25 protein-coding genes are annotated in these 20,977 nt (G+C 37.6%); 14 read left to right on the top strand and 11 right to left on the bottom strand.

The annotated features are described in order from the left end of the window. A partial coding sequence (locus V7121_RS21580) for a hypothetical protein (RefSeq protein WP_335547760.1) occupies positions 1-202 on the bottom strand: 202 nt, incomplete at its 3' end. Between the two features lie 172 nt (positions 203-374). On the opposite strand from V7121_RS21580, the gene V7121_RS21575 reads away from it, so the two are divergent. From V7121_RS21575 to V7121_RS21560, 4 genes are all read left to right on the top strand, one after another. Next, on the top strand, positions 375-1,445 hold the full coding sequence (locus V7121_RS21575; RefSeq protein ID WP_335493970.1) for a CotH kinase family protein: 1,071 nt from the start codon (positions 375-377) through the stop codon (positions 1,443-1,445). A gap of 154 nt (positions 1,446-1,599) precedes the next feature. Next, the gene (locus V7121_RS21570) at positions 1,600-2,124 is read left to right on the top strand and encodes a hypothetical protein (RefSeq protein ID WP_335493972.1); all 525 of its coding nucleotides are present in this window, start codon (positions 1,600-1,602) and stop codon (positions 2,122-2,124) included. A gap of 57 nt (positions 2,125-2,181) precedes the next feature. Next, entirely contained in the window at positions 2,182-3,393 is a 1,212-nt protein-coding gene (locus V7121_RS21565; protein WP_335547759.1) for a hypothetical protein, read from the top strand. Between the two features lie 195 nt (positions 3,394-3,588). Then, positions 3,589-4,257, top strand: a complete 669-nt coding sequence (locus V7121_RS21560) for a DUF2642 domain-containing protein (protein ID WP_335493975.1) — start codon at positions 3,589-3,591, stop codon at positions 4,255-4,257. 109 nt (positions 4,258-4,366) lie between these two features. Here the strand turns inward: V7121_RS21560 and V7121_RS21555 are convergent, their stop codons facing one another. Continuing rightward, positions 4,367-4,870 carry a phosphatase PAP2 family protein gene (locus tag V7121_RS21555; RefSeq protein ID WP_335493977.1) on the bottom strand — a complete coding sequence of 168 codons (504 nt, stop codon included), beginning with the start codon at positions 4,868-4,870 and terminating at the stop codon, positions 4,367-4,369. A 506-nt stretch (positions 4,871-5,376) separates the two neighbouring features. Continuing rightward, positions 5,377-5,751 carry a DUF2500 domain-containing protein gene (locus tag V7121_RS21550; protein ID WP_335493979.1) on the bottom strand — a complete coding sequence of 125 codons (375 nt, stop codon included), beginning with the start codon at positions 5,749-5,751 and terminating at the stop codon, positions 5,377-5,379. A gap of 189 nt (positions 5,752-5,940) precedes the next feature. Between V7121_RS21550 and V7121_RS21545 the strand changes: the two genes are divergently transcribed. Continuing rightward, positions 5,941-6,333, top strand: coding sequence for a thiol-disulfide oxidoreductase DCC family protein (locus V7121_RS21545; RefSeq protein WP_335493980.1), 393 nt, complete (start codon positions 5,941-5,943; stop codon positions 6,331-6,333). A 281-nt stretch (positions 6,334-6,614) separates the two neighbouring features. Then, positions 6,615-7,805, top strand: coding sequence for a M14 family metallopeptidase (locus V7121_RS21540; RefSeq protein WP_335493982.1), 1,191 nt, complete (start codon positions 6,615-6,617; stop codon positions 7,803-7,805). A 34-nt stretch (positions 7,806-7,839) separates the two neighbouring features. On the opposite strand, the gene V7121_RS21535 is transcribed toward V7121_RS21540, so the two are convergent. Both V7121_RS21535 and V7121_RS21530 read right to left on the bottom strand, forming a co-directional pair. Beyond that, positions 7,840-8,250 (bottom strand): VOC family protein, encoded by a 411-nt coding sequence (locus V7121_RS21535; protein ID WP_335493983.1) that lies wholly within the window; start codon positions 8,248-8,250, stop codon positions 7,840-7,842. Positions 8,251-8,340: 90 nt separating this feature from the next. Next, positions 8,341-8,895 (bottom strand): GNAT family N-acetyltransferase, encoded by a 555-nt coding sequence (locus tag V7121_RS21530; RefSeq protein ID WP_335493985.1) that lies wholly within the window; start codon positions 8,893-8,895, stop codon positions 8,341-8,343. A 531-nt stretch (positions 8,896-9,426) separates the two neighbouring features. Between V7121_RS21530 and treP the strand changes: the two genes are divergently transcribed. The 5 genes from treP (at position 9,427) to V7121_RS21505 (ending at position 14,948) form a co-directional block, all read left to right on the top strand. Then, positions 9,427-10,851 carry a PTS system trehalose-specific EIIBC component gene (treP, locus tag V7121_RS21525; RefSeq protein ID WP_335493986.1) on the top strand — a complete coding sequence of 475 codons (1,425 nt, stop codon included), beginning with the start codon at positions 9,427-9,429 and terminating at the stop codon, positions 10,849-10,851. 75 nt (positions 10,852-10,926) lie between these two features. Further along, a complete protein-coding gene (treC, locus tag V7121_RS21520) occupies positions 10,927-12,594 on the top strand; it encodes an alpha,alpha-phosphotrehalase (RefSeq protein WP_335493988.1) in 1,668 nt (555 codons plus the stop codon). 14 nt (positions 12,595-12,608) lie between these two features. Continuing rightward, on the top strand, positions 12,609-13,322 hold the full coding sequence (gene treR, locus V7121_RS21515) for a trehalose operon repressor (protein WP_335493989.1): 714 nt from the start codon (positions 12,609-12,611) through the stop codon (positions 13,320-13,322). 105 nt (positions 13,323-13,427) lie between these two features. Further along, positions 13,428-14,105 carry an SOS response-associated peptidase gene (locus tag V7121_RS21510; protein ID WP_335493991.1) on the top strand — a complete coding sequence of 226 codons (678 nt, stop codon included), beginning with the start codon at positions 13,428-13,430 and terminating at the stop codon, positions 14,103-14,105. 225 nt (positions 14,106-14,330) lie between these two features. After that, positions 14,331-14,948, top strand: a complete 618-nt coding sequence (locus V7121_RS21505; RefSeq protein WP_335493993.1) for an RraA family protein — start codon at positions 14,331-14,333, stop codon at positions 14,946-14,948. Between the two features lie 47 nt (positions 14,949-14,995). Here V7121_RS21505 and V7121_RS21500 read toward each other — a convergent pair whose 3' ends face one another. Beyond that, the gene (locus tag V7121_RS21500) at positions 14,996-15,220 is read right to left on the bottom strand and encodes a hypothetical protein (protein ID WP_335493995.1); all 225 of its coding nucleotides are present in this window, start codon (positions 15,218-15,220) and stop codon (positions 14,996-14,998) included. Positions 15,221-15,316: 96 nt separating this feature from the next. Next, a complete protein-coding gene (locus V7121_RS21495; protein WP_335493997.1) occupies positions 15,317-15,754 on the bottom strand; it encodes a GNAT family N-acetyltransferase in 438 nt (145 codons plus the stop codon). Positions 15,755-15,890: 136 nt separating this feature from the next. Between V7121_RS21495 and yyaC the strand changes: the two genes are divergently transcribed. Beyond that, on the top strand, positions 15,891-16,487 hold the full coding sequence (gene yyaC, locus V7121_RS21490; RefSeq protein WP_335493998.1) for a spore protease YyaC: 597 nt from the start codon (positions 15,891-15,893) through the stop codon (positions 16,485-16,487). A 183-nt stretch (positions 16,488-16,670) separates the two neighbouring features. Here yyaC and V7121_RS21485 read toward each other — a convergent pair whose 3' ends face one another. Together V7121_RS21485 and V7121_RS21480 are read right to left on the bottom strand one after the other, a co-directional pair. Then, positions 16,671-17,039 (bottom strand): c-type cytochrome, encoded by a 369-nt coding sequence (locus tag V7121_RS21485; protein ID WP_335494000.1) that lies wholly within the window; start codon positions 17,037-17,039, stop codon positions 16,671-16,673. Positions 17,040-17,254: 215 nt separating this feature from the next. Further along, positions 17,255-17,647 (bottom strand): SET domain-containing protein, encoded by a 393-nt coding sequence (locus V7121_RS21480; RefSeq protein WP_335494002.1) that lies wholly within the window; start codon positions 17,645-17,647, stop codon positions 17,255-17,257. A 224-nt stretch (positions 17,648-17,871) separates the two neighbouring features. Here V7121_RS21480 and V7121_RS21475 point away from each other — a divergent pair, with 224 nt between their 5' ends. After that, positions 17,872-18,276, top strand: coding sequence for a hypothetical protein (locus tag V7121_RS21475; RefSeq protein WP_335547758.1), 405 nt, complete (start codon positions 17,872-17,874; stop codon positions 18,274-18,276). 95 nt (positions 18,277-18,371) lie between these two features. Here the strand turns inward: V7121_RS21475 and V7121_RS21470 are convergent, their stop codons facing one another. Next, a complete protein-coding gene (locus V7121_RS21470; protein ID WP_335494005.1) occupies positions 18,372-18,695 on the bottom strand; it encodes a hypothetical protein in 324 nt (107 codons plus the stop codon). Between the two features lie 328 nt (positions 18,696-19,023). After that, complete coding sequence (locus V7121_RS21465; RefSeq protein ID WP_335494007.1) at positions 19,024-19,566, bottom strand: YbaK/EbsC family protein; 543 nt, start codon at positions 19,564-19,566, stop codon at positions 19,024-19,026. Positions 19,567-19,935: 369 nt separating this feature from the next. Here V7121_RS21465 and V7121_RS21460 point away from each other — a divergent pair, with 369 nt between their 5' ends. Then, complete coding sequence (locus tag V7121_RS21460; protein ID WP_335494009.1) at positions 19,936-20,847, top strand: DMT family transporter; 912 nt, start codon at positions 19,936-19,938, stop codon at positions 20,845-20,847. Positions 20,848-20,977: the final 130 nt, after the last annotated feature.

Genomic DNA, 20,977 nt, shown 5'->3' with positions numbered 1-20,977 from the left:
CTGAGCTTCCGCTGCCTGTTCCAGTGCTGCTACTGCCGCTACTGCCGCTTGTTCCGCTGCCAGTACTTCCACTAGTTCCAGTACTTGAACTTGGCTTTCCTTTTGGTCCCTTTTTACCTACAGGATTATTATCTAAAAATCCAACTACACCATTTTCTTTAGCTTGTGAAAGTAAATGTTCAATATCAAGCTTTAGTACCATTTTTCCACCACTTTCTTAACATATTTTTCTTTTCTATTTCAATTTATGATGATTTTAACTATTTGACATAGACAATCATATATTTTTTTCAGATTGCTATTTTTTTAGTTTATAAACACATCAACACGTCCTGATGCATATATCTAGAAAAAATTAACTTAGGAGAATTCAAGTGTTAAAATATGAAATTTTAATTAATCCGAAGTGGTTAAGAAAATTGGATAACGACATTTGGAATGATGAATTAGTCCCTGCCGTTTTAAAGATAGGAGAAAATCGTTACAATATAAAAATAGCCTATCGAGGTAATGTGATTAGGGATAAGAAAAAAAAATCCTACCGCATCGTTTTTCAAAAACCGTACAAGGTTAATGGAGCACATGAAATTCATCTCAATGCAGAATTTTCAGATGTATCATTAAGTAGAAACAAATTATCACTTGATTTCTTTGATCGTATAGGTGTCATTTCACCCCATTCCCAGCATGTTCTCTTGTCTATTAATGGATATAACAAGGGTATTTATTTGGAAATCGAATCTTTTGATCAATATCTTCTTGAAAAAAGAAAATTACCAGATGGTCCTATTATTTATGCAACCAATAATCGTGCAAATTTCTCTTTGTTAACCAAGAAAAAAGAAATAAAAAAACGATTAGACCAAGGATATACCTTAAAATATGGGAATCCAGAGGATATTGATGATTTAAAAAACTTCATTGCGATGATTAATGCCCTAAGTAATCATGACTTTGAAAAAGAAATCCCACAAGTGTTGGATATAGAGAAATATTTAAGATGGGTTTCTGGAGCAGTATGTGTCCAGAATTACGATGGATTTATCCATAATTATGCCTTATACAAAAATGGTGAAACGGGTCTTTTTGAAATAACTCCTTGGGACTATGATGGGACCTGGGGTAGAAACCTTCATGGCAGAAAGCTCGATTATGACTATGTTCCATTAACAGGATACAACACACTTTCAGCAAGACTTTTCCACTTTCCTCAGTTTAGAAGTCAATATAATGAAATCCTCTCGAATATTTTGGAGAAAGAATTCACTTTAGATGTCCAAAAACCAATTATTAACGAGCTGTTTGAGTCATTAAAACCAAACATGAGTCTAGATCCCTTTATAAGTACAAATGCAGAGATATTAGAACAAGAGAAAAAGGTTTATTTTAATTTTATAAAGAAAAGAAACGCTTATCTGAAAGAACAATTAATTTCATTCGTATAGTAAAACGAGTATATGAAATCCAATCATATACTTTTTTTTGCCTATTTTTACCCAAAACAGGAAAAAAAGGCTACTTTATTAGTACAACATCATCCCGTGATACATATAGATGCAGTGTAAATGTTTATTTAATTTAAAGGAGGATAATTCTTTTATGGAAAAAGAGATGATGAATTTATTTGTGGGGAAAACAATCAGGGTTGATCGCGGAGGTCCTGAATCCAGGAGCGGGAAATTACTTGCTGTATTTGAAGACTTTTTTGTCCTTTTAACTGAAAAAGACGGTGTTGTTTACTATAAAACAAATCACATTAGAAGTATTACAGAAAGTGCTAAAGACGATATGAAGTTCGGATTAACAGTCCCAGAGAAATTTGATTTTAAAACAGCTGAGAACTTCGTGAAGCTATTAGAAGGTATCAGATTCCAATGGGTAAGAATTAATCGTGGAGGTCCTGAATCATTTGAAGGCGTCCTTAGTGAGGTAAACAAACATTTTGCTTCCCTAATTGTTAAAGAAGAAGTTGTCCGTGTATCAATGAAACACATTCGTAATATTAGCTACGGACTAATGGTTGAAAAACAAAAAAATAGTGATTCCGGGAAATCAAAGGGTAATGACAGCGACGGAAAGAACGATGATAACGATAAAAACGAAGATAAAGACGATAACGAATAAAAAAAATGTCGCTTCTCCATTAGAGGAGCGACCCATTATTTCTTAAGGAGGATAACTATGGGGTTAGATAAATTTTCAGCTGCATTAGATTTATTAAAAGGCTTTGACGTAAATCTATATGTAGGTGAAGACGTTTTTAAAGGAAAATTAATCGGTGTTGAAGCTGACCATGTTGTTTTGGAAACAGAAAATAAATACATTTTTTATTATAATATCGATAAAATACAAGCCATTACCAAAAACACAAAATCGTTCCAGCCTGAAAAAACTACAGCCAAGTTTCAGAAAACTCAGAGCCTAAAAGACTTACTTCAATCTTTTCAGCATTCTTGGGTAACGATCTTGAGTATTAACAAGCAGAAATTTACTGGAGTTTTAAGTGAAATCGATACTGATTTTGCAACATTAATCAACGGTGAAGAGCGAATCTTAATTAAATTAACACATATATCCAACATCCTTAAAGGTTTTATTAGGGAAGAGGCTGCTAAGTCCTCCTCATCAAATGATAGCGATAAAAATAAAGACTCTGGTAACAAAAATGAATCCAAAGATGAATCAAAGTCTTCCGCTAAAAAAGAGGATTCTGATAAAGAGGATTCCAAAAAAGAGGAAAAATCAAAGTCAGAGTCAAAAAATGACAGCAAGGGTTCTGATAAAAAACAAAAAGTGGATAAAAAACAAGAAACAGTTGTGATGGAAGAAACAAATAGTACAATGGTTTGGTCACAGCCAATAAAAATTGAGTCTACTATGGTTCAAACCAAGGATGACGTCCCTTCAAGCATTTTTAGGATCAAGAAATCTCATTCCGAAGAGAAGGACTCTGCTAAAACTTCTTCTGAATTGAAAAAGACAATAGACGATATGGGTACAAAAGATACAAAGACTGAAGAAGTTAGGTCGAGCAGACCAAAAGGTAATGATCAACAGAAGGACATGAAAGCTGGAAAAGAATCAGCAATTATGCAGCAAACCGATAATATACCAGCACCACCGTTTAAAATACAAAAGACTGAGGTAAAGTCAGCGAAAATCCAAGAAACAGCATCAAATTCTTCCACTTCACCAAACCAAGCAATGAATAAAACAGAGAATGCTAAACCAGTTGTTGAAACTACCTCAAATAATAATCAAAATGTTTGGAAACAAAAAGAAAAAGAGCAAAAAGTATTCCGTTTTGCTGGTGAACCAGTAAGTAATGACAGCCAAAGGGCTTTTCCTTTCGCCGGATGGCCAAACAGAAATAACCGCACATCAAGATTCTAATGGATGAATTCATTACTGGTCAGTGCAATTTAATTTCTGTTTCTCCCTCATATTTCCACTGTTAAAATCCCCAAAACACCATACAAATATGAGCTGGGCAGTTCTAACCAAGGATACATGTTATCGGTGAATCGAATTTTCAGCCCTCCTCTATTTGTAATTGGGAGTTGAAAGGAAAGGAAAGGAAGTGAGTAAATGAAGTTGAAAGATAATATCGGGAAATATATCAAGCTTGAACTCTCGGGAAAGAAATTTATTAGTGGCTTACTTATTGATGTCGGCAGTGATTTAGTTGTTATGTTTAATGGATACGATTATCTATACATCCCTACAATCCATTGTCAAAACTGGAAATATTTAAAGGAAAATGAAATTGATGAATTTATAGTTACTGAAGGATCCACGCCTATTTATAATAATAACGAAGAGATTTCCTTAAGAAAGACATTAACAGCTGCCAAAGGGATTTTTACAGAAATATATGTAACAAGTAACCAAGCAATCCATGGTTATATCATTAGTATTATGAATAACTATTTTGTTTTCTACTCACCCATCTACAAAACCATGTTTATCTCTCTTAATCATTTAAAATGGTTAATTCCCTACACAAATAATCAACGTCCATACGGTTTAAGCAACGCAAATCTTCCCGTAAACCCGAGTAATATTACCTTTGCCAGATCGTTTGAAGTTCAAATTGAAAAGTTAACAGGAGAATTAATTGTTTTTAATATCGGGGAAAATGAAAATGTTATTGGTAAAGTGAAAGAAATTAAGGATAACTTTGTAGAGTTAATTGGAGCTAAAGGAGATCCAGTCTTTATCAACCTTCAACATATTAAAACGATTCATATGACTTAATTCGTTAAGTTTTTATTATTGGATAATTTTTAAACAAGCTTTTTTAACAAAAAAAACAGAGTGTCAAAAGACACTCTTTTTATTGCAATTTATTAGCTTATTATTCTTGTTAACTTTTTTCTTTCGCGTAAGCAGTTTCTGTTTTTTGGTTAAAGGACAATAATTCAAATGCAATTCCATATAGGAATGTAACAAGGAACATGGAACCAATCATATCGAAAATGACATGTTGCTTTACAAATAAGGTTGAAATTATAATTAAGGTCCCCAAAACATGGATAAATATCGTGTTCAATAAATGTTTATTTTTAATATGAAGTGAGGCCAGCATAATGGTAAATGTGGTAAGCACATGAATGCTCGGGAAACAATTAAACGGACGATCATTGGCGTAAATCCACTGCACAAGATTATTTAAAGTACTATCTCCCACAATGGTCGGCCGTGGAACAGTCGTTTGGAAAAAGAAGTAAATAACAAAACAAAGTAGTTCTCCCACAACGATTAATATTAATGTTTTAAGATATACCTTTGTGTCCTTAAAACAGAAGTAAATAAGATAACAAAAGATATAAGCGTACCAAAGGATGTAAGGTATGATAAAAACAGACAAAAACGGTATGGCCTGGTCGATAGAAGTACTAATATCAATAAATTTATGTGAACGAGAATTTAATAATTCATAGATTCTGGCGAGAACAGGAATGACCAGGAGGAATAGTAAGTAGGGAGCTTTTTTTATATAATGTTTCAGGGATGTTCCCCCCTTTAATCTAAATAATAATATTTTAGTTTGCTAACTTGCTATGGTCGCACAACCTCCATAATATCATAAATAAGGTGAAAATAAATGGAATTTCCAAATTTCTCATGTGAATTTTTCTGGAAAATTTCTTCCTTCTAATCCATCATATCACATGTTCAAATACGGACAGGATTCTTTTCTTAAAATAATACCCTCTAATTCCTATTATAATCATTGGGTGTACAATTGGTGCCTTCGATTGGTGTCAGGTACCCTACATGGACACGTTTTCTGTTTTGTCCACGACAGGTGGACATTTACTCCAAAAAAAAAGAGAGAACCAATGGTTCTCTCGACTTTTTGCTTCTCTATGGTTACATGGAAACTGTTTGTAATCGTGTAAATCCATGGTATCTTGTACCCTGGAAGGATAGTTCACCATTATCCCCTTCAGCCAATAGTCCATATTCTTGTCCGTTGACGCCAAATTCCATCCTGTCCCCACTCTCAAATTGAAAGGTTACATAGTACCAGGTTCGGGAATGGCTGTCATTTCCACCGCCACTTACCTCTGTTCTTTTGGAAACAACAAACGCATTCACGTTTAAGCGTGGTTGTTTATTGTTGTTACTCCACGTTTTTATCCCTTTAATAAATGTAAATAGAATGATACCCGCCACAACAATGAAAAAAATCGGAAAAATCGTGAACATAATATCAAATAATTCAAAACCATCATTTAAGCCCATTTCACCGCCCCCTTCTATCTCTCTAAATAATAAACTTCTCGTATATAGGCTCCTTACCAATATATACGATGGATTTCCAATGAAGCAACAATAATTTAATGATTCCAAAAGGTATGGGCAAACACAGTACCTTGGTTCATATTATGCTAAACTAAATACTGTAAACACAGTAAAAAAGGCGGTGGTAATATGAATCGGATTGTCTTATTTGATGGGGTTTGTAACCTTTGCAACAGTAGTGTGCAATTTATTATTAAAAGAGATTCTAGTGGCTACTTTAAGTTTGCTTCGCTCCAAAGCGAAACCGGCCAGGAATTGTTAAAAAAACATGGCTTGAGCCACGAACTAAAAAGTTTCATCCTAATAGAAAATGACCAAGTGTATGTCAAATCAAGCGCAGCCCTCCGTGTTTGCAGCAGATTAGACGGTGCTTGGAGGATCTTTACCATCTCACGTTTCCTCCCCCTAATCTTCAGGGATTTCCTTTACGATATTATTGCCAAGAACCGCTATAAATGGTTTGGAAAAAAAGAAAGCTGTATGCTCCCTTTGCCAGAGTGGAAGTCAAGGTTTTTAGACTAGTGACGTACATGATCTTTGGAATGAAGGCTGCCTCTTTTACCTTCCAGAGTAAAATTTAGCTTCCATGGGTAATGAGAGCCCTCCTCTTTTACCATCCACCTAGGATTTATGCCTCCACGGGTAATGAGCGCCCCTCCTCTTTTACCATCCAACAAAAATTATTGCTTCCTCGGGTAATGATAGTTCGCCTCATTACCATCCAATGGAGGGAAATCTAACAAATATTTTATTCCGGATAGCATAGACATTAGTAATACAATTTTTTTCAGCAGGAGGTCTATATGGAGATTGTTGTTAGACACGGAGATTCATTATGGCATTACAGCCAGATGTTTCAGGTTCATTTACAACTAATTCGTGATTCCAACCCAAACATCGACCCAGATAAACTTTCGACTGGCCAGGGAATACACATTCCTGGCTTTATTGCTAGGGAATATCCGATTCAGCTAGGGGATTCTTTATGGAGTATTGCCCAGCGCATGAATCTCACTCTGGAGGCCATGGAGGTCGTTAATCCTGATTTGGATGAGACCGACCTCACACCGGGTCAAATAATTAAGGTACCAACCAGGATCACATGGAGATTAGTAGATCGTGGAAATAAATATGACTATCACACGTTGATGAATGATATCAACAGATTAAAAGAAGTATATCCCTTCCTTCAAGTACCGACTATCGGTAAGTCTGTTCTTGGAAAAGAAATACCCGAAATTATGATTGGAAAAGGAGAAAAACGAGTTCATTACAATGGTTCGTTTCATGCCAATGAATGGATTACCTCTCTTGTCATTATGACCTTTTTAAATGATTATTTATTATCACTAACAAATCTTCAGCCACTTCGAGGACAGCGAACCTTTCCCCTTTACCAACAAAGTACTTTATCAATTGTCCCAATGGTTAATCCGGATGGAGTTGACCTTGTTTTAAACGGTCCACCTGAAAATCAAGAATGGCAAAAAAGAATAGTTGAATTAAATAAAGGAAGTACCGACTTTACGGAATGGAAAGCGAATATTAGAGGGGTCGACCTTAATGACCAGTTTCCGGCTAGATGGGAATTAGAGAAGGCAAGGAACCCAAATGAGCCTGGACCGCGGGATTATGTGGGGGAAAAGCCATTATTAGAACCCGAAGCCATTGCTATGGCAAATCTAACAAAAAAGCGGGATTTTGCAAGAGTACTAGCCTTTCACACCCAAGGTGAGGTCATCTATTGGGGCTTTGAAAATTTTGAGCCTCCTGAGTCAGAGGTAATCGTCAAAGAATTTAGCCGTGTCAGTGGTTATGAACCAGTTAAAACAATTGAAAGCTACGCTGGATACAAGGATTGGTTTATTCAAGATTGGCAGCGAACAGGCTTCACGGTTGAACTTGGGTTCGGAATCAACCCGCTGCCTTTGTCTATGTTTGATGAAATTTACAGAAAATCACTGGGGATTTTCCTTGCAGGACTATATATGTAAACAGGAGGTTGGAATAAATCCAGCCTCCTTCCTTTTAAGACTTGGTATAATTGAGATCCCAAATCACACCATACGCATCTTTTACCTTCGCGTACTTTGCTCCCCAAAACGTATCCTGCAGTTCCATGAAAACAGTCCCTGTTTGACTAAGCGTATCATAAGTTTTTTGGATTTCTTCTTCACTCTCAAATTCCAATGTTAAGGAAATATGATTGCCTTGGACAACTGAATTCCCTGGGAACGCATCCGAAACCATAAAAAATAAATCGCCACTTTTAAATTGCGCATGGATAATCCGATCATGTGCTTCTGGCGGTGTAGGATAGTCTGCCTCACCATAGGTTTGAAGATTAGATATTTCCCCGCTGAATACTTCCTTGTAAAAATTTAAAGCCTCATTCGCATTTCCGTCAAACATTAAATATGGTGTCGCTTGACCCTTCATAGAAAACTCCCCTTTCTATAAAAACCTCAGTATTCTTTACTACAAATCCCAACCAAAGACCTGCTTTTTTTAAATAAATTTTCATCCGACTTACGACCCTTGATAGGATGCTTTATGGAACCTTTCAATATACTTAAACAATTCTTTCCCATCTTCTGAAATATTGGTGTCAGGTACCAATTTTAAATACATGGCTCGGTAAGATTCGGGGACCCATATGTATTCATGGACGTATTTTGTTAAGGTAAAGCCGCATTTTTCCCAAAAATGATTTCTTGCCACGGTTTCAGGTGTTTCTTCTGATTCAACTTCAATCACCATGCTTTTCAGATGTGCTTCAGTTATCGCCCATTCATGAATATAGTTCATCAGCTTCATCCCAATTCCACGATGCTGCCATTCTTTATCGACGGCCAGATAATCAATAATTAAAGCATCGCTTCCTTCAAGGTTACCTGTAAGTGACATCGCGGCTACCTGTGATTCTACGATGCCTACATGTAAGTTACAAATCCGTTTCCGGAACATATTACGAATAATTTTATCCGGCTTTGCGCCCTTCCCATCGAAGGCTTGATGATAAATTCGACTTACCTGGTCGTTCCATAATTGCTCATCCCATTGATTTATGGTTTTAAATTCCAAGAGCAGTTTTCCTCCTACGCCTTTCTCATAATACCAAATTGCCCCGTTTTGAATGATTTTATTATTAATGCGTAGGTTCCCTGTTTAGCGTAGTCTAGACTCGAGCGCTCCAACCTTTACCGATCGGCAAAAAAAGAACCCTTAAAGTAATCCAAGGGTTCAAAAGAGAACTTGGTGGTCTAGGCCAAGTCCTAATTAGGAGGTCTAAACTCAGAAGAATTTAAACATCTTTATAATATCATTTTCGAAATTTTCTTTCAATCATTATTACGTTAAAGTACAAAAGTCGTTCAAAAGACACAGATTAGACAGATACTGATCCTATTTAGGTTCCGATTTTTCCAATAAAAACCTTTTAAAATTTTTATTGACACAACCTGTATATACAAGCTAGAATTGAAAACGTAATCACAACTTGTATATACAAGGAGCTGACGTTTATGAAAACGTACACAATAACTGTTATACAGCGTGATCAATAACTAGATGATAGAAAATGGGACATTCCCATTTCAACAGGGGGAAAGAAAAATGACAAACTACAAAGATCCTTCACAAGATCTCCTCAAACACATTGGCGGTAAAGAGAATATTGCTGCTGTTACCCATTGTGTTACAAGAATGCGTTTTGTTTTAAATGATCCAAGCAAAGCGGACATTAAAGAAATCGAATCGATTAAACTTGTAAAAGGTACATTTACCCAAGCTGGTCAATTTCAAGTTATCATTGGGAATGAAGTAGCTAGCTTTTATAATGAATTTGTCAAAATTGCCGGTGTCGATGGTACCTCGAAAGAAGAAGCAAAAATAGCGGCTCAACAAAATATGAACTGGCTGCAACGGATGATGGCACATCTTGCTGAAATCTTCACTCCGTTAATTCCAGCACTTGTTGTCGGTGGTTTAATTCTTGGCTTCAGAAACATCATCGGTGATATTAAATTACTGGATGGCGGGACAAAAACGATTATCGAGGTTTCTCAATTTTGGGCAGGTGTGCATTCCTTCCTATGGTTGATAGGTGAAGCTGTCTTTCATTTCCTTCCAGTAGGAATTACTTGGTCAGTCACGAAAAAAATGGGTGGTTCACAAATCCTCGGGATCGTCCTTGGTATTACACTCGTATCACCGCAATTGCTTAATGCTTACGGCGTAGCGGATGCGAAAGAAATTCCTTTTTGGGATTTCGGATTTGCGAAAATTAAAATGATTGGTTATCAAGCACAAGTAATCCCTGCCATTTTAGCCGGACTAGTACTTGCTTTCTTAGAAACACGCTTACGTAAAATTGTTCCTAATTCTATTTCAATGATTGTTGTTCCGTTTTTAGCACTAATCCCAACTGTTTTAATCGCGCACACTGTATTAGGCCCTATCGGCTGGAGCATCGGTTCAGGAATTTCTCATGTTGTGTATTCAAGCTTAACGTCTTCATTTGGCTGGATTTTTGCGGCAATTTTCGGATTTGCTTATGCCCCACTTGTTATCACAGGTTTGCACCACATGACAAATGCGATTGACTTACAATTAATGAGTGAGTTAGGCGGAACAAACCTTTGGCCAATGATAGCTTTATCTAATATTGCTCAAGGTTCAGCTGTTCTTGCGATGATCTTTATCAATCGAAAAGATGAAGAAGAAAAACAAGTTTCCATTCCAGCAGCCATCTCTTGTTACCTAGGGGTAACAGAGCCAGCCATGTTCGGTATCAACTTAAAGTATGGCTTCCCGTTCCTTGCTGCGATGATTGGTTCGATGGTTGCAGGTGTGGTTTCCGTTGCTAGTAAAGTTATGGCGAATTCAATCGGGGTCGGCGGTCTGCCAGGTATCCTTTCCATTCAGGCACAACACATGATGATGTTTGCGATTGCTATGGTTCTTGCCATTGTGATTCCATTTATCCTCACGCTTGTATTTGCTAAAACACGCATGAATAAATTTTCTTTTAAAAAATAACAGCAAAACCAAATAGTTGGGAGGGAGACATCTCCCTCCTTTTCCTTTTAGAATACGTATAGGCAGGTGTTGGAAATGACAGCAGATTGGTGGAAAAAGGCAGTCGTTTATCAAATATATCCGAAAAGCTTTAATGATACGACCGGGAGTGGGACCGGGGATATCCAAGGAATTATTGAAAAATTAGACTATCTAAAAGAACTCGGAGTAGACGTTCTTTGGCTAACTCCGATTTACAAATCTCCACAACGGGATAATGGCTATGATATCAGCGATTACTACTCTATTCATGAAGAATATGGGACAATGGAAGACTTTGACCGGTTGTTGGCAGAAGCCCACAAACGCGGCTTAAAAATCATTATGGATATCGTCATCAACCACACCTCAACCGAGCATGAGTGGTTTAAACAAGCACGAAGTTCGAAGGATAATCCATATCGCGATTTCTATATATGGAAAGATGGCAAAAACGGGCAGACACCGACAAACTGGGAATCAAAATTCGGCGGTTCTGCCTGGGAATATGACGAGAACTCTGAACAGTACTACCTCCATTTATTCGATGTGACCCAAGCAGACCTTAACTGGGAAAATGAAAAGGTCCGGGCAGCACTCTATGAAATGATGCACTTTTGGTTAAAAAAAGGGGTCGATGGCTTCCGTCTCGACGTGATCAATTTAATTTCGAAAGATCAAAGTTTCCCGCAGGATGACAGCGATGGCCGTAAGTTCTATACGGATGGACCAAAAATACATCAATTTTTACATGAAATGAACGAACAAGTTTTTTCTAAATACGATATCATGACGGTCGGTGAAATGTCGTCCACGTCGATTGATAACTGTATTAAGTACACAAACCCAGCACAAGCAGAGTTAAACATGACGTTCAGTTTCCATCATTTAAAGGTCGATTATCCGAATGGTGATAAATGGACCAAAGCGGACTTTGACTTTCAATCTTTAAAAGAGATTTTATCCAACTGGCAGGTGGGAATGAATCAAGGCGGCGGCTGGAATGCCCTCTTCTGGTGTAACCATGACCAGCCACGGGTGGTGTCTAGGTTTGGGGATGATCAAAATTATCATCAAGAGTCGGCGAAGATGCTCGCCACTGCCCTTCATCTGCTGCAAGGTACTCCGTACATCTATCAGGGCGAAGAATTTGGAATGACCAATCCAAACTTCAACTCGATTGATGAATACCGTGACGTCGAATCCCTTAATATCTTTACCATCAAGAAAAACGAAGGATTGGCTGAACAGGAAATTATTGAAATCTTAAAACAGAAATCGCGCGACAATTCACGAACACCTGTCCAATGGAATGCAGATGAAAATGCAGGGTTTACCACCGGAACACCTTGGATTCAAACCGCAGGTAATTACAAAGATATTAATGCAGAAAAAGCACTTGCTGATGTAAACTCTATTTTTTATCATTACCAAAAGCTGATTCAATTACGGAAAGAGTATGAGGTAATTACAGCTGGAGAATATCAACCTATTTCCAATCTGGATGATGATGTATTTGCATATCTAAGAACCAGTGGTTCTGAAACATTACTTGTCATCAACAATTTTTATGGCAGTGAGTACAACTTTGTCCTCCCTTCTCAATTACAGCTTGAAGAATATGATAGTAAGATGTTACTCTCAAACTATGAAGATTCGACAACTTTGGGTGCAGAGATTACTCTACGTCCCTATGAGTCGATTGTGTATTACTTGAAAAAATGATCGGAGATGTCATGATGACGAACAAGTACCTAACGATTTATAACATAATTGTGGAGCAAATTAAAAATAGACAACTTCCGCCACAAACGCTGCTTCCCTCTGAGAACGAATTGAAGGAGCAATTCGATACTTCGAGAGAAACGATTAGAAAAGCGTTAAATCTGCTCTCACAAAATGGCTATATTCAAAAAGTTAGAGGAAAAGGTTCAATTGTGATTGACATCAGCAAATTTGATTTTCCCGTATCAGGGCTGGTTAGCTTTAAAGAGCTTGCCAATAAAATGGGCAGTAAACCAAAAACGATTGTAAACGAACTTGAGTTGATTAAGCCTGAAGGTTTCATTAAGCAGCAGCTTCAGCTTGGCAGTAAAGATCTAGTTTGGAAAGTAGTCCGAACCAGAGAAATGGGCGGCGAGAGAATCATTTTGGATAAAGATTTTATCGTAAAAAAGTACGTGCCTTCGCTAACAGAAGAAATTTGTGCGGATTCCATTTACGAATATATTGAAAATGAGTTAAACCTGACGATTAGTTTTGCAAAAAAGGAAATTGTTGTGGAGGAGCCCTCCCTCGAAGATCGAGCCTTACTTGATCTGGAAGGCTTTCACAATGTGGTGGTCATAAAAAACTATGTATATTTAGATGATGCCACCCTCTTTCAATACACGGAATCACGTCATCGCCCCGATAAATTTCGCTTTGTGGATTTCGCTCGGAGGTCCCATTAGCTTTAGTGAGGAGACCGCCATTCAAATGTGGCGGTCTCCTTTTTATTCCTTCATCCATTGATATTTGCTACAATAGAAGCAACCAAATTGTGAGGTGAAATTTGTATGTGCGGCCGATTCACATTAACAGCCACATTCGAAGAAATCATCGATCGTTTCGATATTCAAGCATTTATTGACCAGGAAAATTATCAGCCCAGTTATAATATTGCACCCTCGCAGGCAGTACTTGCCGTGATTAATGACGGAAGCTCCAATCGGATGGGATTTTTAAAATGGGGTTTAGTTCCGCCTTGGGCTAAGGATCCAGCGATTGGACATAAGCTGATCAATGCACGGGCAGAAACATTGACCGAAAAGCCCAGCTTCCGAACACCGTTCAAGAAAAAGCGTTGTTTGGTCATTGCGGACAGCTTTTATGAATGGAAACGGCATGAAGATAAAAGCAAAAAACCGATGCGGATTAAACTAAAATCAGATGATATGTTTGCTATGGCGGGTATCTGGGAAGCATGGAAATCCCCTGTAGGAAAAACACTTTATACTTGTTCAGTGATAACCACTGAACCCAATGCACTTATGAAAGATATTCATGACCGGATGCCCGTTATTCTGAAGCCAGACGATGAAAAGATTTGGCTCAACCCGTCCGTATCAGATCCCCATGAATTAAATAAACTCCTTGTCCCCTTCGATGAGACATTAATGGAAACTTACGAAGTATCTTCCTTAGTGAATTCTCCAAAAAATAACTCAATCGGGCTTATTCAAAAAATTTGTTAATTTATTTTATAAAAATAGGCTTCCATTTTTATAAATATTTTTTCAAAATGGACAGGTTTACTACATGCCCGTCCGAGCTTCGACATATGCTGTATTAACCCATAAAAGTTTTCCTTCTTTAGAAAGTGGTTCGGCCACTTTCTCTTTTTTTTGGAAAAAAATAGGTGGAGAATATTAACTAGCAGTATAATAGCATTAGGGAGAAAAAAAGGAGGAGATGATCAAATGGACTTACTCATTAAAAAGTTTCAGGACATTCCCACCACCTGTATTTCTGATGCAATGAATGGATTAAATAATTTGCACCCTGCGATTAAACCGCTAAAAGATGAGTATAAGCTTACTGGAAGGGCTTTAACCGTGAAGATACCAGTTGGTGATAATCTTGCCGTACTTAAAGCAATTCGTGCTTCTAAGCCAGGGGATATCCTTGTCATTGATGCCAAAGGAGACCAATATCGAGCAATAGCGGGCGATTTTGTTGTCGGTATGGCTCAAACGTTAGGTGTGGGTGGGTTTGTTGTCGATGGAGTCATTCGTGATATAGTCGGAATCAAAGCTTTGGACTTCCCAGTCTTTGCTCGAGGAACTGCCGTCGCTGCTAGTGGTAAAGCAGGCGTTGGTGAAATGAATATCCCCATTTCATGCGGAGGAATGACCGTTCATCCAGGCGATATCATCGTCGGAGATGCGGATGGTGTCGTAGTAATCCCACAAGCCTTGGGACAAGAGGTATTGAAAAAGTCACTGGAGAAATTGAGAAGTGACCAACAGAGAGAAGAACGCATTAGCGGAAACAAAGAAGCAATTTTGAAACATTTAGATGAACTAATTAATAAATAACAGGACTACCCCCCTTTTCGCTTAGGAAAAGGGGGTAGCTACGGTAATTATTGTTTCCCCATGGTGTCCCACCATTCTCGAACCTCAAAAATACCAATCACGTCACTTTTCTGTTTTTCAAATACCTCCACTGTTTCATTAGTGGAGTAAGAAAGAATATAATGGGTCGGAGTTTCACTCAAAACTCGGAAGGAACTGATTTCACCATCCTTCATTTCGACCATATAAACTTTTCCAGTCAAAACTTCATTATTATCAATTAAATTCCTCATGTCTCACCATCTCCTTCCATTACTTTACTCCTAGATTAGCAGATTTCATGCCTGGAAAAATGAAACAAGTTTGAATAAATATCAAAAATTTTGTTATTAATTTGCGTAATAATAAAAGTAGTTGGATTCTCTTTTAAATCCAATTTTTTCATAAAGTCTTTGGGCGTTTTTATTTTCCTTACCGGTCTCAAGCATAATCCCTTTTGCATCTGTTTCCACTGAAAACGCGATCGCCTTATGTAATAATTTCTCCCCTGCCCCTTTTCCTCGAAACTGTTCTTTTACATACAAATCATTTAGTACCCATGACCTCATCATACTTACCGATGAAAAGGTTGGATACAGCTGAACAAAACCAACGGGACTACTTCCTTCTGTTGCTAAAAAAATAACAGATTCCTCGTTCATCAATCTTCCTTTTAAAAACTCTCGTGCCCCCTCAATATCTGACTCTTGATCATAAAAGACACGGTATAAATCAAATAGTTCCGTCAATGATTCCAAATCATCAGTAGTTGCTTTTTCAATAATCATTATTAATTTTCTCCTTTTTTATGAGATTAGTGTTTCCTTCATTTATGGAAGGATTATTTTGAGTACATACAGAATATTAAAATATTATCATCTCAGATGAAATAATGAATATTTAATTTGGCTTGGGGGATATGTCATGAACGCCTTGGATGTAAAGTACACCTTATCTGAAAGAATGATCCCTTATAATCATCGATTAGCACCATTATTAATTCGAGACAGCCTGTTTTCCTTGCTCCCAGAAGGAACTGAACATATTTTCGTAATGGGGATTGGTTCGAATGTCATTAGTGGTGACAGTCTTGGTCCATTTGTCGGAACCTTGCTTCATGATCTCTACCCACATAACTTAACGGTATTTGGAAATCTTCAGTTTCCCTTAGATGCACAAACGCTTGAAGCACAGATTTCACGGATCACCTTACCTCAAAATAGCTTTGTCATTGCGATTGATAGTGTCCTAGGTTCAGAGAAAATCGTCAATTCGATTATTATCCGTGACCGTTCATTAATGCCAGGTTCTGGCCTAGGTAAGAGCCTGCCTCCAATTGGAAATTGCAGCATAATGGGTGTGGTTCTTGAAAATGACCCCCTCCAGAAAAGCTCACTTTTCACCACCAACCTGTACCTTATTTATACAATGGCTTCGAATATTGCAAAGGGGATATCACTAGCGGTGAGACAATATTATAAATATCCCGCACACCATCCGATATTGAAGATTTGTCTTTAATAGTAGGAATGTTTACCAAAATTCACAAACAAGTGCCTTATAGAATAAAATTTTGCAAAATTTACAATTATCATAACAGATATTTCGTCTAAAAGTAATTCTCAAGTCAAAGATATAAGCCCCCATAGGCAAACGTACTTAATAGCCCTGAGGACTCTCCGGACTACCGACGTTTGTTTATTCTTATTTTTGATCCCATAAGTAATTTACAACCGCATCATATTGTTCCTTCGTTAATGAACCCGGAGCAGACTTTGGCATATTCTTTGAAACAAAACTGTAGAGTTCCTCTTTTTGTTGAAAAACGGCATGAATTTTGGTTGAATCGAGCTTTACTTGACCGCCTGTAATGTCACCAGAGCTATGACAGGTAATGCAACTCTTTTGAAAAATGTCACCCCCTGCAGAAGCTGTGGCTGGCTCACTAGCCAGTTCCTTTGTGGTTTCACTTGTAGGTGTGCTTGCAGGTTCTTTGGAGGGATCATCATTACTACAAGCACTTAAGGCGGCCATCATAAAAATTAATAAACTCACACCTAAAATTCTTTTCAAGCTTTCACCCCTACTAACATTTCCTCGTAATTGCCGTATATTTTGAAACAGATGCCTACGAGCAATCACATAGGTAAAAATAAACATGCCCTATGACATCATATTGCTATAGTCCTACGTTTATTCCAGCAATCCTACTATGATTAAGTTTCTAATCATACAACAAAAAAGGACAGGTGAAGCAGCAATACTGCCTCCATCTGTCCTTTTTATCCTTAATTATTATCGGAATCTTCTTTATTGAACCATAGCGGGTCATTGTTGTCCTCTTCACCATTATAGTTGATAAGGATTTCTTCCCCTGCTTTGATATCTTTGTATGCATAAAAGTCGAATGTGTGGTTCGGAAAATTAATTTCATACGTAGCATTCGGCTCATACGAATGATTAAATAGCATCCCATAGCCTAAAAGAAGCGCGGTGTGGTTGATGCCATATTCAAAAGCATAATCAGCAAGCAGCGTTTTCTCGATATGAACATGCTCCTCATTAGGATACGGAATCACTGGTGCTTCATGAATCAGTTCACCTTTTGCAATATCACGAGTCGCAAATACCCCTCTATTTAATTCCCCATCACTAAGCTTTGAAGTCTTTACCTCAATCATGTTAATCACCTATAAAATTCTTTCCACTAAAATTTTAATCATACTTTAGCTTGCCATTAAGTAAGACAGAATGCAAATGTTTTTTCTTTCCACCTGTCTTTCTCTGGTACCTGACACCAAAAAAGTTGTCACAAAATAATCTTTTTGGATTTTAGTAAAAAGGGCATTTTTTTAATGTTTGCCTCATAAAATAAGAATATACGTTCGCAACAGGAGGCGGGTACATGGGGAAAAATGATGTTTCTATGATTACTGGAGAAATGTTGGTGAAGTATTACGAGCTCAATAAGAAAAAAAAGGAAATAGAAATGGAAATGAATACATTAAAAGATACCTTTCAAGCCTACTTTAATAATCTAGTTGGTTCTGATCACAAAGGAGAAATTATAGTAAGCGGTTATAAACTCCAGCGTCAAATTCGCAAAACAGAGAAATATGATGAAGTCGAAACCATTAAAAGATTAGAAGAATTACAGATGAATGAGCTTATACAGGTAGTAAAAAAGCCAGATGATGTTAAAATCAAGGCGGCTCTTAACCTCGGCTTACTAAATCCCAATCAATTAGAAGGATGTGTGATTACAACTACCTCTCCCGCGATCACCGTAAAACCACTGATCCCTAAATAACATTTAACAGCCCATGCATATTATCTTCTATGCATGGGCCGTTTTAAAACTAGAACCATTATCGGAATTATTTAAGATGTCATCGCAGATTGTAGTTACAATTTTTTTAGTAGGTAACATGTGCCATCTTCGGCGAAGAATAAAGAATTTCCCTCACTCACGTTAAAATTCACATTCTTTTTGTCATAAATTAATTTTGACACTTTTTCAAATTTCTCCACCTCTTCTAATGGAGGGTTAACCATAATTCCTTGTTTTCCCTTTGTGGTAACAAATCCTTTGGGATTGTATTTCCGTTGGGGTTTTAATTCCGTGTACCAACTTCCATCAAGGAGAACGGAAAGTGCGGTAAACTTTGTTTTATTCGTTTGTATCGACCACAGCTTTCTGCAATTACATCGATGTATTTTGTATTTCATGACAGAGCTCCCCTCTAACACCTTTAAAATTGGATTATGGTAAATTGTATTCGCCTCGAAACTAAAATATTTATCCCAGACAAGTAAGAAGGTGAAATTGAGAAGCTGATAATCGATGACCGGTGTGAAGGTTCATGAAAGGGTTTATTTAAAAAGGAAGACCGAGCTAATTCCTCGGTCTTCCTTTTGATTTTCTTATTAAAAGCAATTTGGAGCTTCTTATGGTTACCGGTGGACTGTTTTTTTTCGCTCAACGGGCATCAGAGAGCTTCTATGGTTACCGGTGGACCGATTTTTTCCGCTCAATGGGCATCATAGAGCTTATTGGTTACCGGTGAACTGATTTTTCAGTTTCAATGGTAATCAAATTTCCTTGATTATAGGCAAGTTCTTCATCCTCTTCCCAACCTTTGCAAACATCAACCCATTCCTTTGCAAGTGAATATGTAAATAACTCTTCTTTCGTTAATTTTATCGCAGAGTTGGAGCTTCCACATGCTGGGTAGAGTGTTTCGAAGCGCTGCATGGAGATATCCAAGTAGACATCAAGCTCATTGCGTAAACCAAATGGACAAACACCGCCAATGGCATGTCCAGTTTGTTCAAGTACCTCTTCCGGTGAAAGCATCCGCGCTTTAAAACCAAACTGTTGTCGGAACTTTTTATTATCAATTTTTGCATCCCCAGCTGCCACAATCAAAATAGCTCTTTCCTCAATTCCGCGAAATGACAAGGTTTTTGCAATTCGAGCTGGTTCCACCCCGATTGTTTCAGCAGCTTGTTCCACTGTGGCACTTGAGGTATCAAATTCCATTACATCTTTATCACGATTCCATTGTTTAAAATGGGTCTTTACACTTTCTAATGACATCTTTTCCATCCTTTCAATGTTGTAATTATTATGAATAATAACACACTTTAAAGGAATAAAGCGAACAGACGACTTGTAAGAACGTAGATTCTGCTTATTCGTTCCCTTCATCCCCTTTTTTCAGAGGTTACGGGCACGATTAACCTCTATTCGTTCGCGTCATCCCCTTTTTCATGAGGTCACGGGCACGATTAACCTCTATTCGTTCCCGTCATCTTCTTTTTCATGAGGTCACGGGCACAATTAGCTTTGTTCCTTTCCGTCGTCCCCTTATCTATAGGCAGTATTATTAAAAATAGTTTTCTAGAATATGATATAATCTAACAAAAAGATTAATACTTTAGTATTTTCACACAATGGAGGGATCAAATGAATTCGCAGGTGGCATCAGTTTCCTCCCCAAGGACAAAAGGTATCATTTTAGTGCTGATTGCAGCAACACTTTGGGGCGTTTCAGGAACGGTAGCTCAATACTTATTTCACTCACAAGGCTTTAGTACCAATTGGTTAGTGGTTAACCGGTTAATTTTCTCAGGAATGGGTCTGTTATTTTTTGCTCACACAGTCAAAAAACAAAATATCTGGAGCATTTGGAAAAATAAACAGGACATTTTACCACTTGTTATCTTTGGTGTGCTTGGGATGTTTGGTGTGCAATATACATATTTCGCTGCCATCGAACACGGAAATGCAGCGACGGCAACGGTATTACAGTACCTGGCACCTGTTATAATTGTCTGTTATTTAAGTTTTCGGTCAAAAAAAGCACCTGCCAAAAATGAAGTACTAGCGATAGGCTTAGCCTTGCTAGGTACATTTTTACTTGTAACGAAGGGATCTATTTATTCCCTATCCATTTCAGTTCCTGCATTTTCTTGGGGAATCCTTTCCGCATTTGCTCTCACATTTTATACCCTCTATCCTGGTAATTTATTAAAAAAATGGGGCTCACTTCTTACCGTTGGCTGGGGAATGTTGATAGGCGGGATTGGCTTTAGCTTGGTTCATCCTCCTTGGAAGTTTCAAGGACATTGGAATTTATCATCATTTGTCGCTGTCGTTTTTGTTATAATTTTCGGTACTTTAATTGCCTTTTTTTGCTTTATGGAAAGTTTGAAATTCATTGGTGCTTCTGAAGCCAGCCTTCTCGCTTGTGTTGAGCCGCTATCCGCTGCCTTTTTGTCTGTAGCTTGGCTCCAAGTATCTTTTGGCCCGGCCGAATGGATTGGCTCTTTTTTCATTATTGCAACCATTTTTATATTATCGGGTAATAAACGATGAGGGCCTGGCATTACAAAATATGAAGAGGATACTTTGTCCGTGATCAGGATAAAGTATCCTCTTTTTTTATTGGGTTACTCTATAAGGTCATAACAAACAATAATTGATTTTCCGCTAATTTCCTGAGTTT

This window comes from Neobacillus drentensis, from assembly GCF_036962125.1.
GTDB lineage: Bacteria > Bacillota > Bacilli > Bacillales > Cytobacillaceae > Neobacillus > Neobacillus drentensis_B.
This window is presented reverse-complemented; position numbering and strand designations above follow the sequence as displayed.

Bases quoted from the DNA above. Each gene is read 5' to 3' on its own strand.
- V7121_RS21570 (WP_335493972.1), top strand. From the start codon at position 1,600: ATGGAAAAAGAGATGATGAATTTATTTGTGGGGAAAACAATCAGGGTT.
- V7121_RS21565 (WP_335547759.1), top strand. From the start codon at position 2,182: ATGGGGTTAGATAAATTTTCAGCTGCATTAGATTTATTAAAAGGCTTT.
- V7121_RS21560 (WP_335493975.1), top strand. From the start codon at position 3,589: ATGAAGTTGAAAGATAATATCGGGAAATATATCAAGCTTGAACTCTCG.
- V7121_RS21550 (WP_335493979.1), bottom strand. From the start codon at position 5,751: ATGGGCTTAAATGATGGTTTTGAATTATTTGATATTATGTTCACGATT.
- V7121_RS21545 (WP_335493980.1), top strand. From the start codon at position 5,941: ATGAATCGGATTGTCTTATTTGATGGGGTTTGTAACCTTTGCAACAGT.
- V7121_RS21540 (WP_335493982.1), top strand. From the start codon at position 6,615: ATGGAGATTGTTGTTAGACACGGAGATTCATTATGGCATTACAGCCAG.
- V7121_RS21535 (WP_335493983.1), bottom strand. From the start codon at position 8,250: ATGAAGGGTCAAGCGACACCATATTTAATGTTTGACGGAAATGCGAAT.
- treP (WP_335493986.1), top strand. From the start codon at position 9,427: ATGACAAACTACAAAGATCCTTCACAAGATCTCCTCAAACACATTGGC.
- treC (WP_335493988.1), top strand. From the start codon at position 10,927: ATGACAGCAGATTGGTGGAAAAAGGCAGTCGTTTATCAAATATATCCG.
- treR (WP_335493989.1), top strand. From the start codon at position 12,609: ATGACGAACAAGTACCTAACGATTTATAACATAATTGTGGAGCAAATT.
- V7121_RS21510 (WP_335493991.1), top strand. From the start codon at position 13,428: ATGTGCGGCCGATTCACATTAACAGCCACATTCGAAGAAATCATCGAT.
- V7121_RS21505 (WP_335493993.1), top strand. From the start codon at position 14,331: ATGGACTTACTCATTAAAAAGTTTCAGGACATTCCCACCACCTGTATT.
- V7121_RS21500 (WP_335493995.1), bottom strand. From the start codon at position 15,220: ATGAGGAATTTAATTGATAATAATGAAGTTTTGACTGGAAAAGTTTAT.
- V7121_RS21495 (WP_335493997.1), bottom strand. From the start codon at position 15,754: ATGATTATTGAAAAAGCAACTACTGATGATTTGGAATCATTGACGGAA.
- yyaC (WP_335493998.1), top strand. From the start codon at position 15,891: ATGAACGCCTTGGATGTAAAGTACACCTTATCTGAAAGAATGATCCCT.
- V7121_RS21480 (WP_335494002.1), bottom strand. From the start codon at position 17,647: ATGATTGAGGTAAAGACTTCAAAGCTTAGTGATGGGGAATTAAATAGA.
- V7121_RS21475 (WP_335547758.1), top strand. From the start codon at position 17,872: ATGGGGAAAAATGATGTTTCTATGATTACTGGAGAAATGTTGGTGAAG.
- V7121_RS21470 (WP_335494005.1), bottom strand. From the start codon at position 18,695: ATGAAATACAAAATACATCGATGTAATTGCAGAAAGCTGTGGTCGATA.
- V7121_RS21465 (WP_335494007.1), bottom strand. From the start codon at position 19,566: ATGTCATTAGAAAGTGTAAAGACCCATTTTAAACAATGGAATCGTGAT.
- V7121_RS21460 (WP_335494009.1), top strand. From the start codon at position 19,936: ATGAATTCGCAGGTGGCATCAGTTTCCTCCCCAAGGACAAAAGGTATC.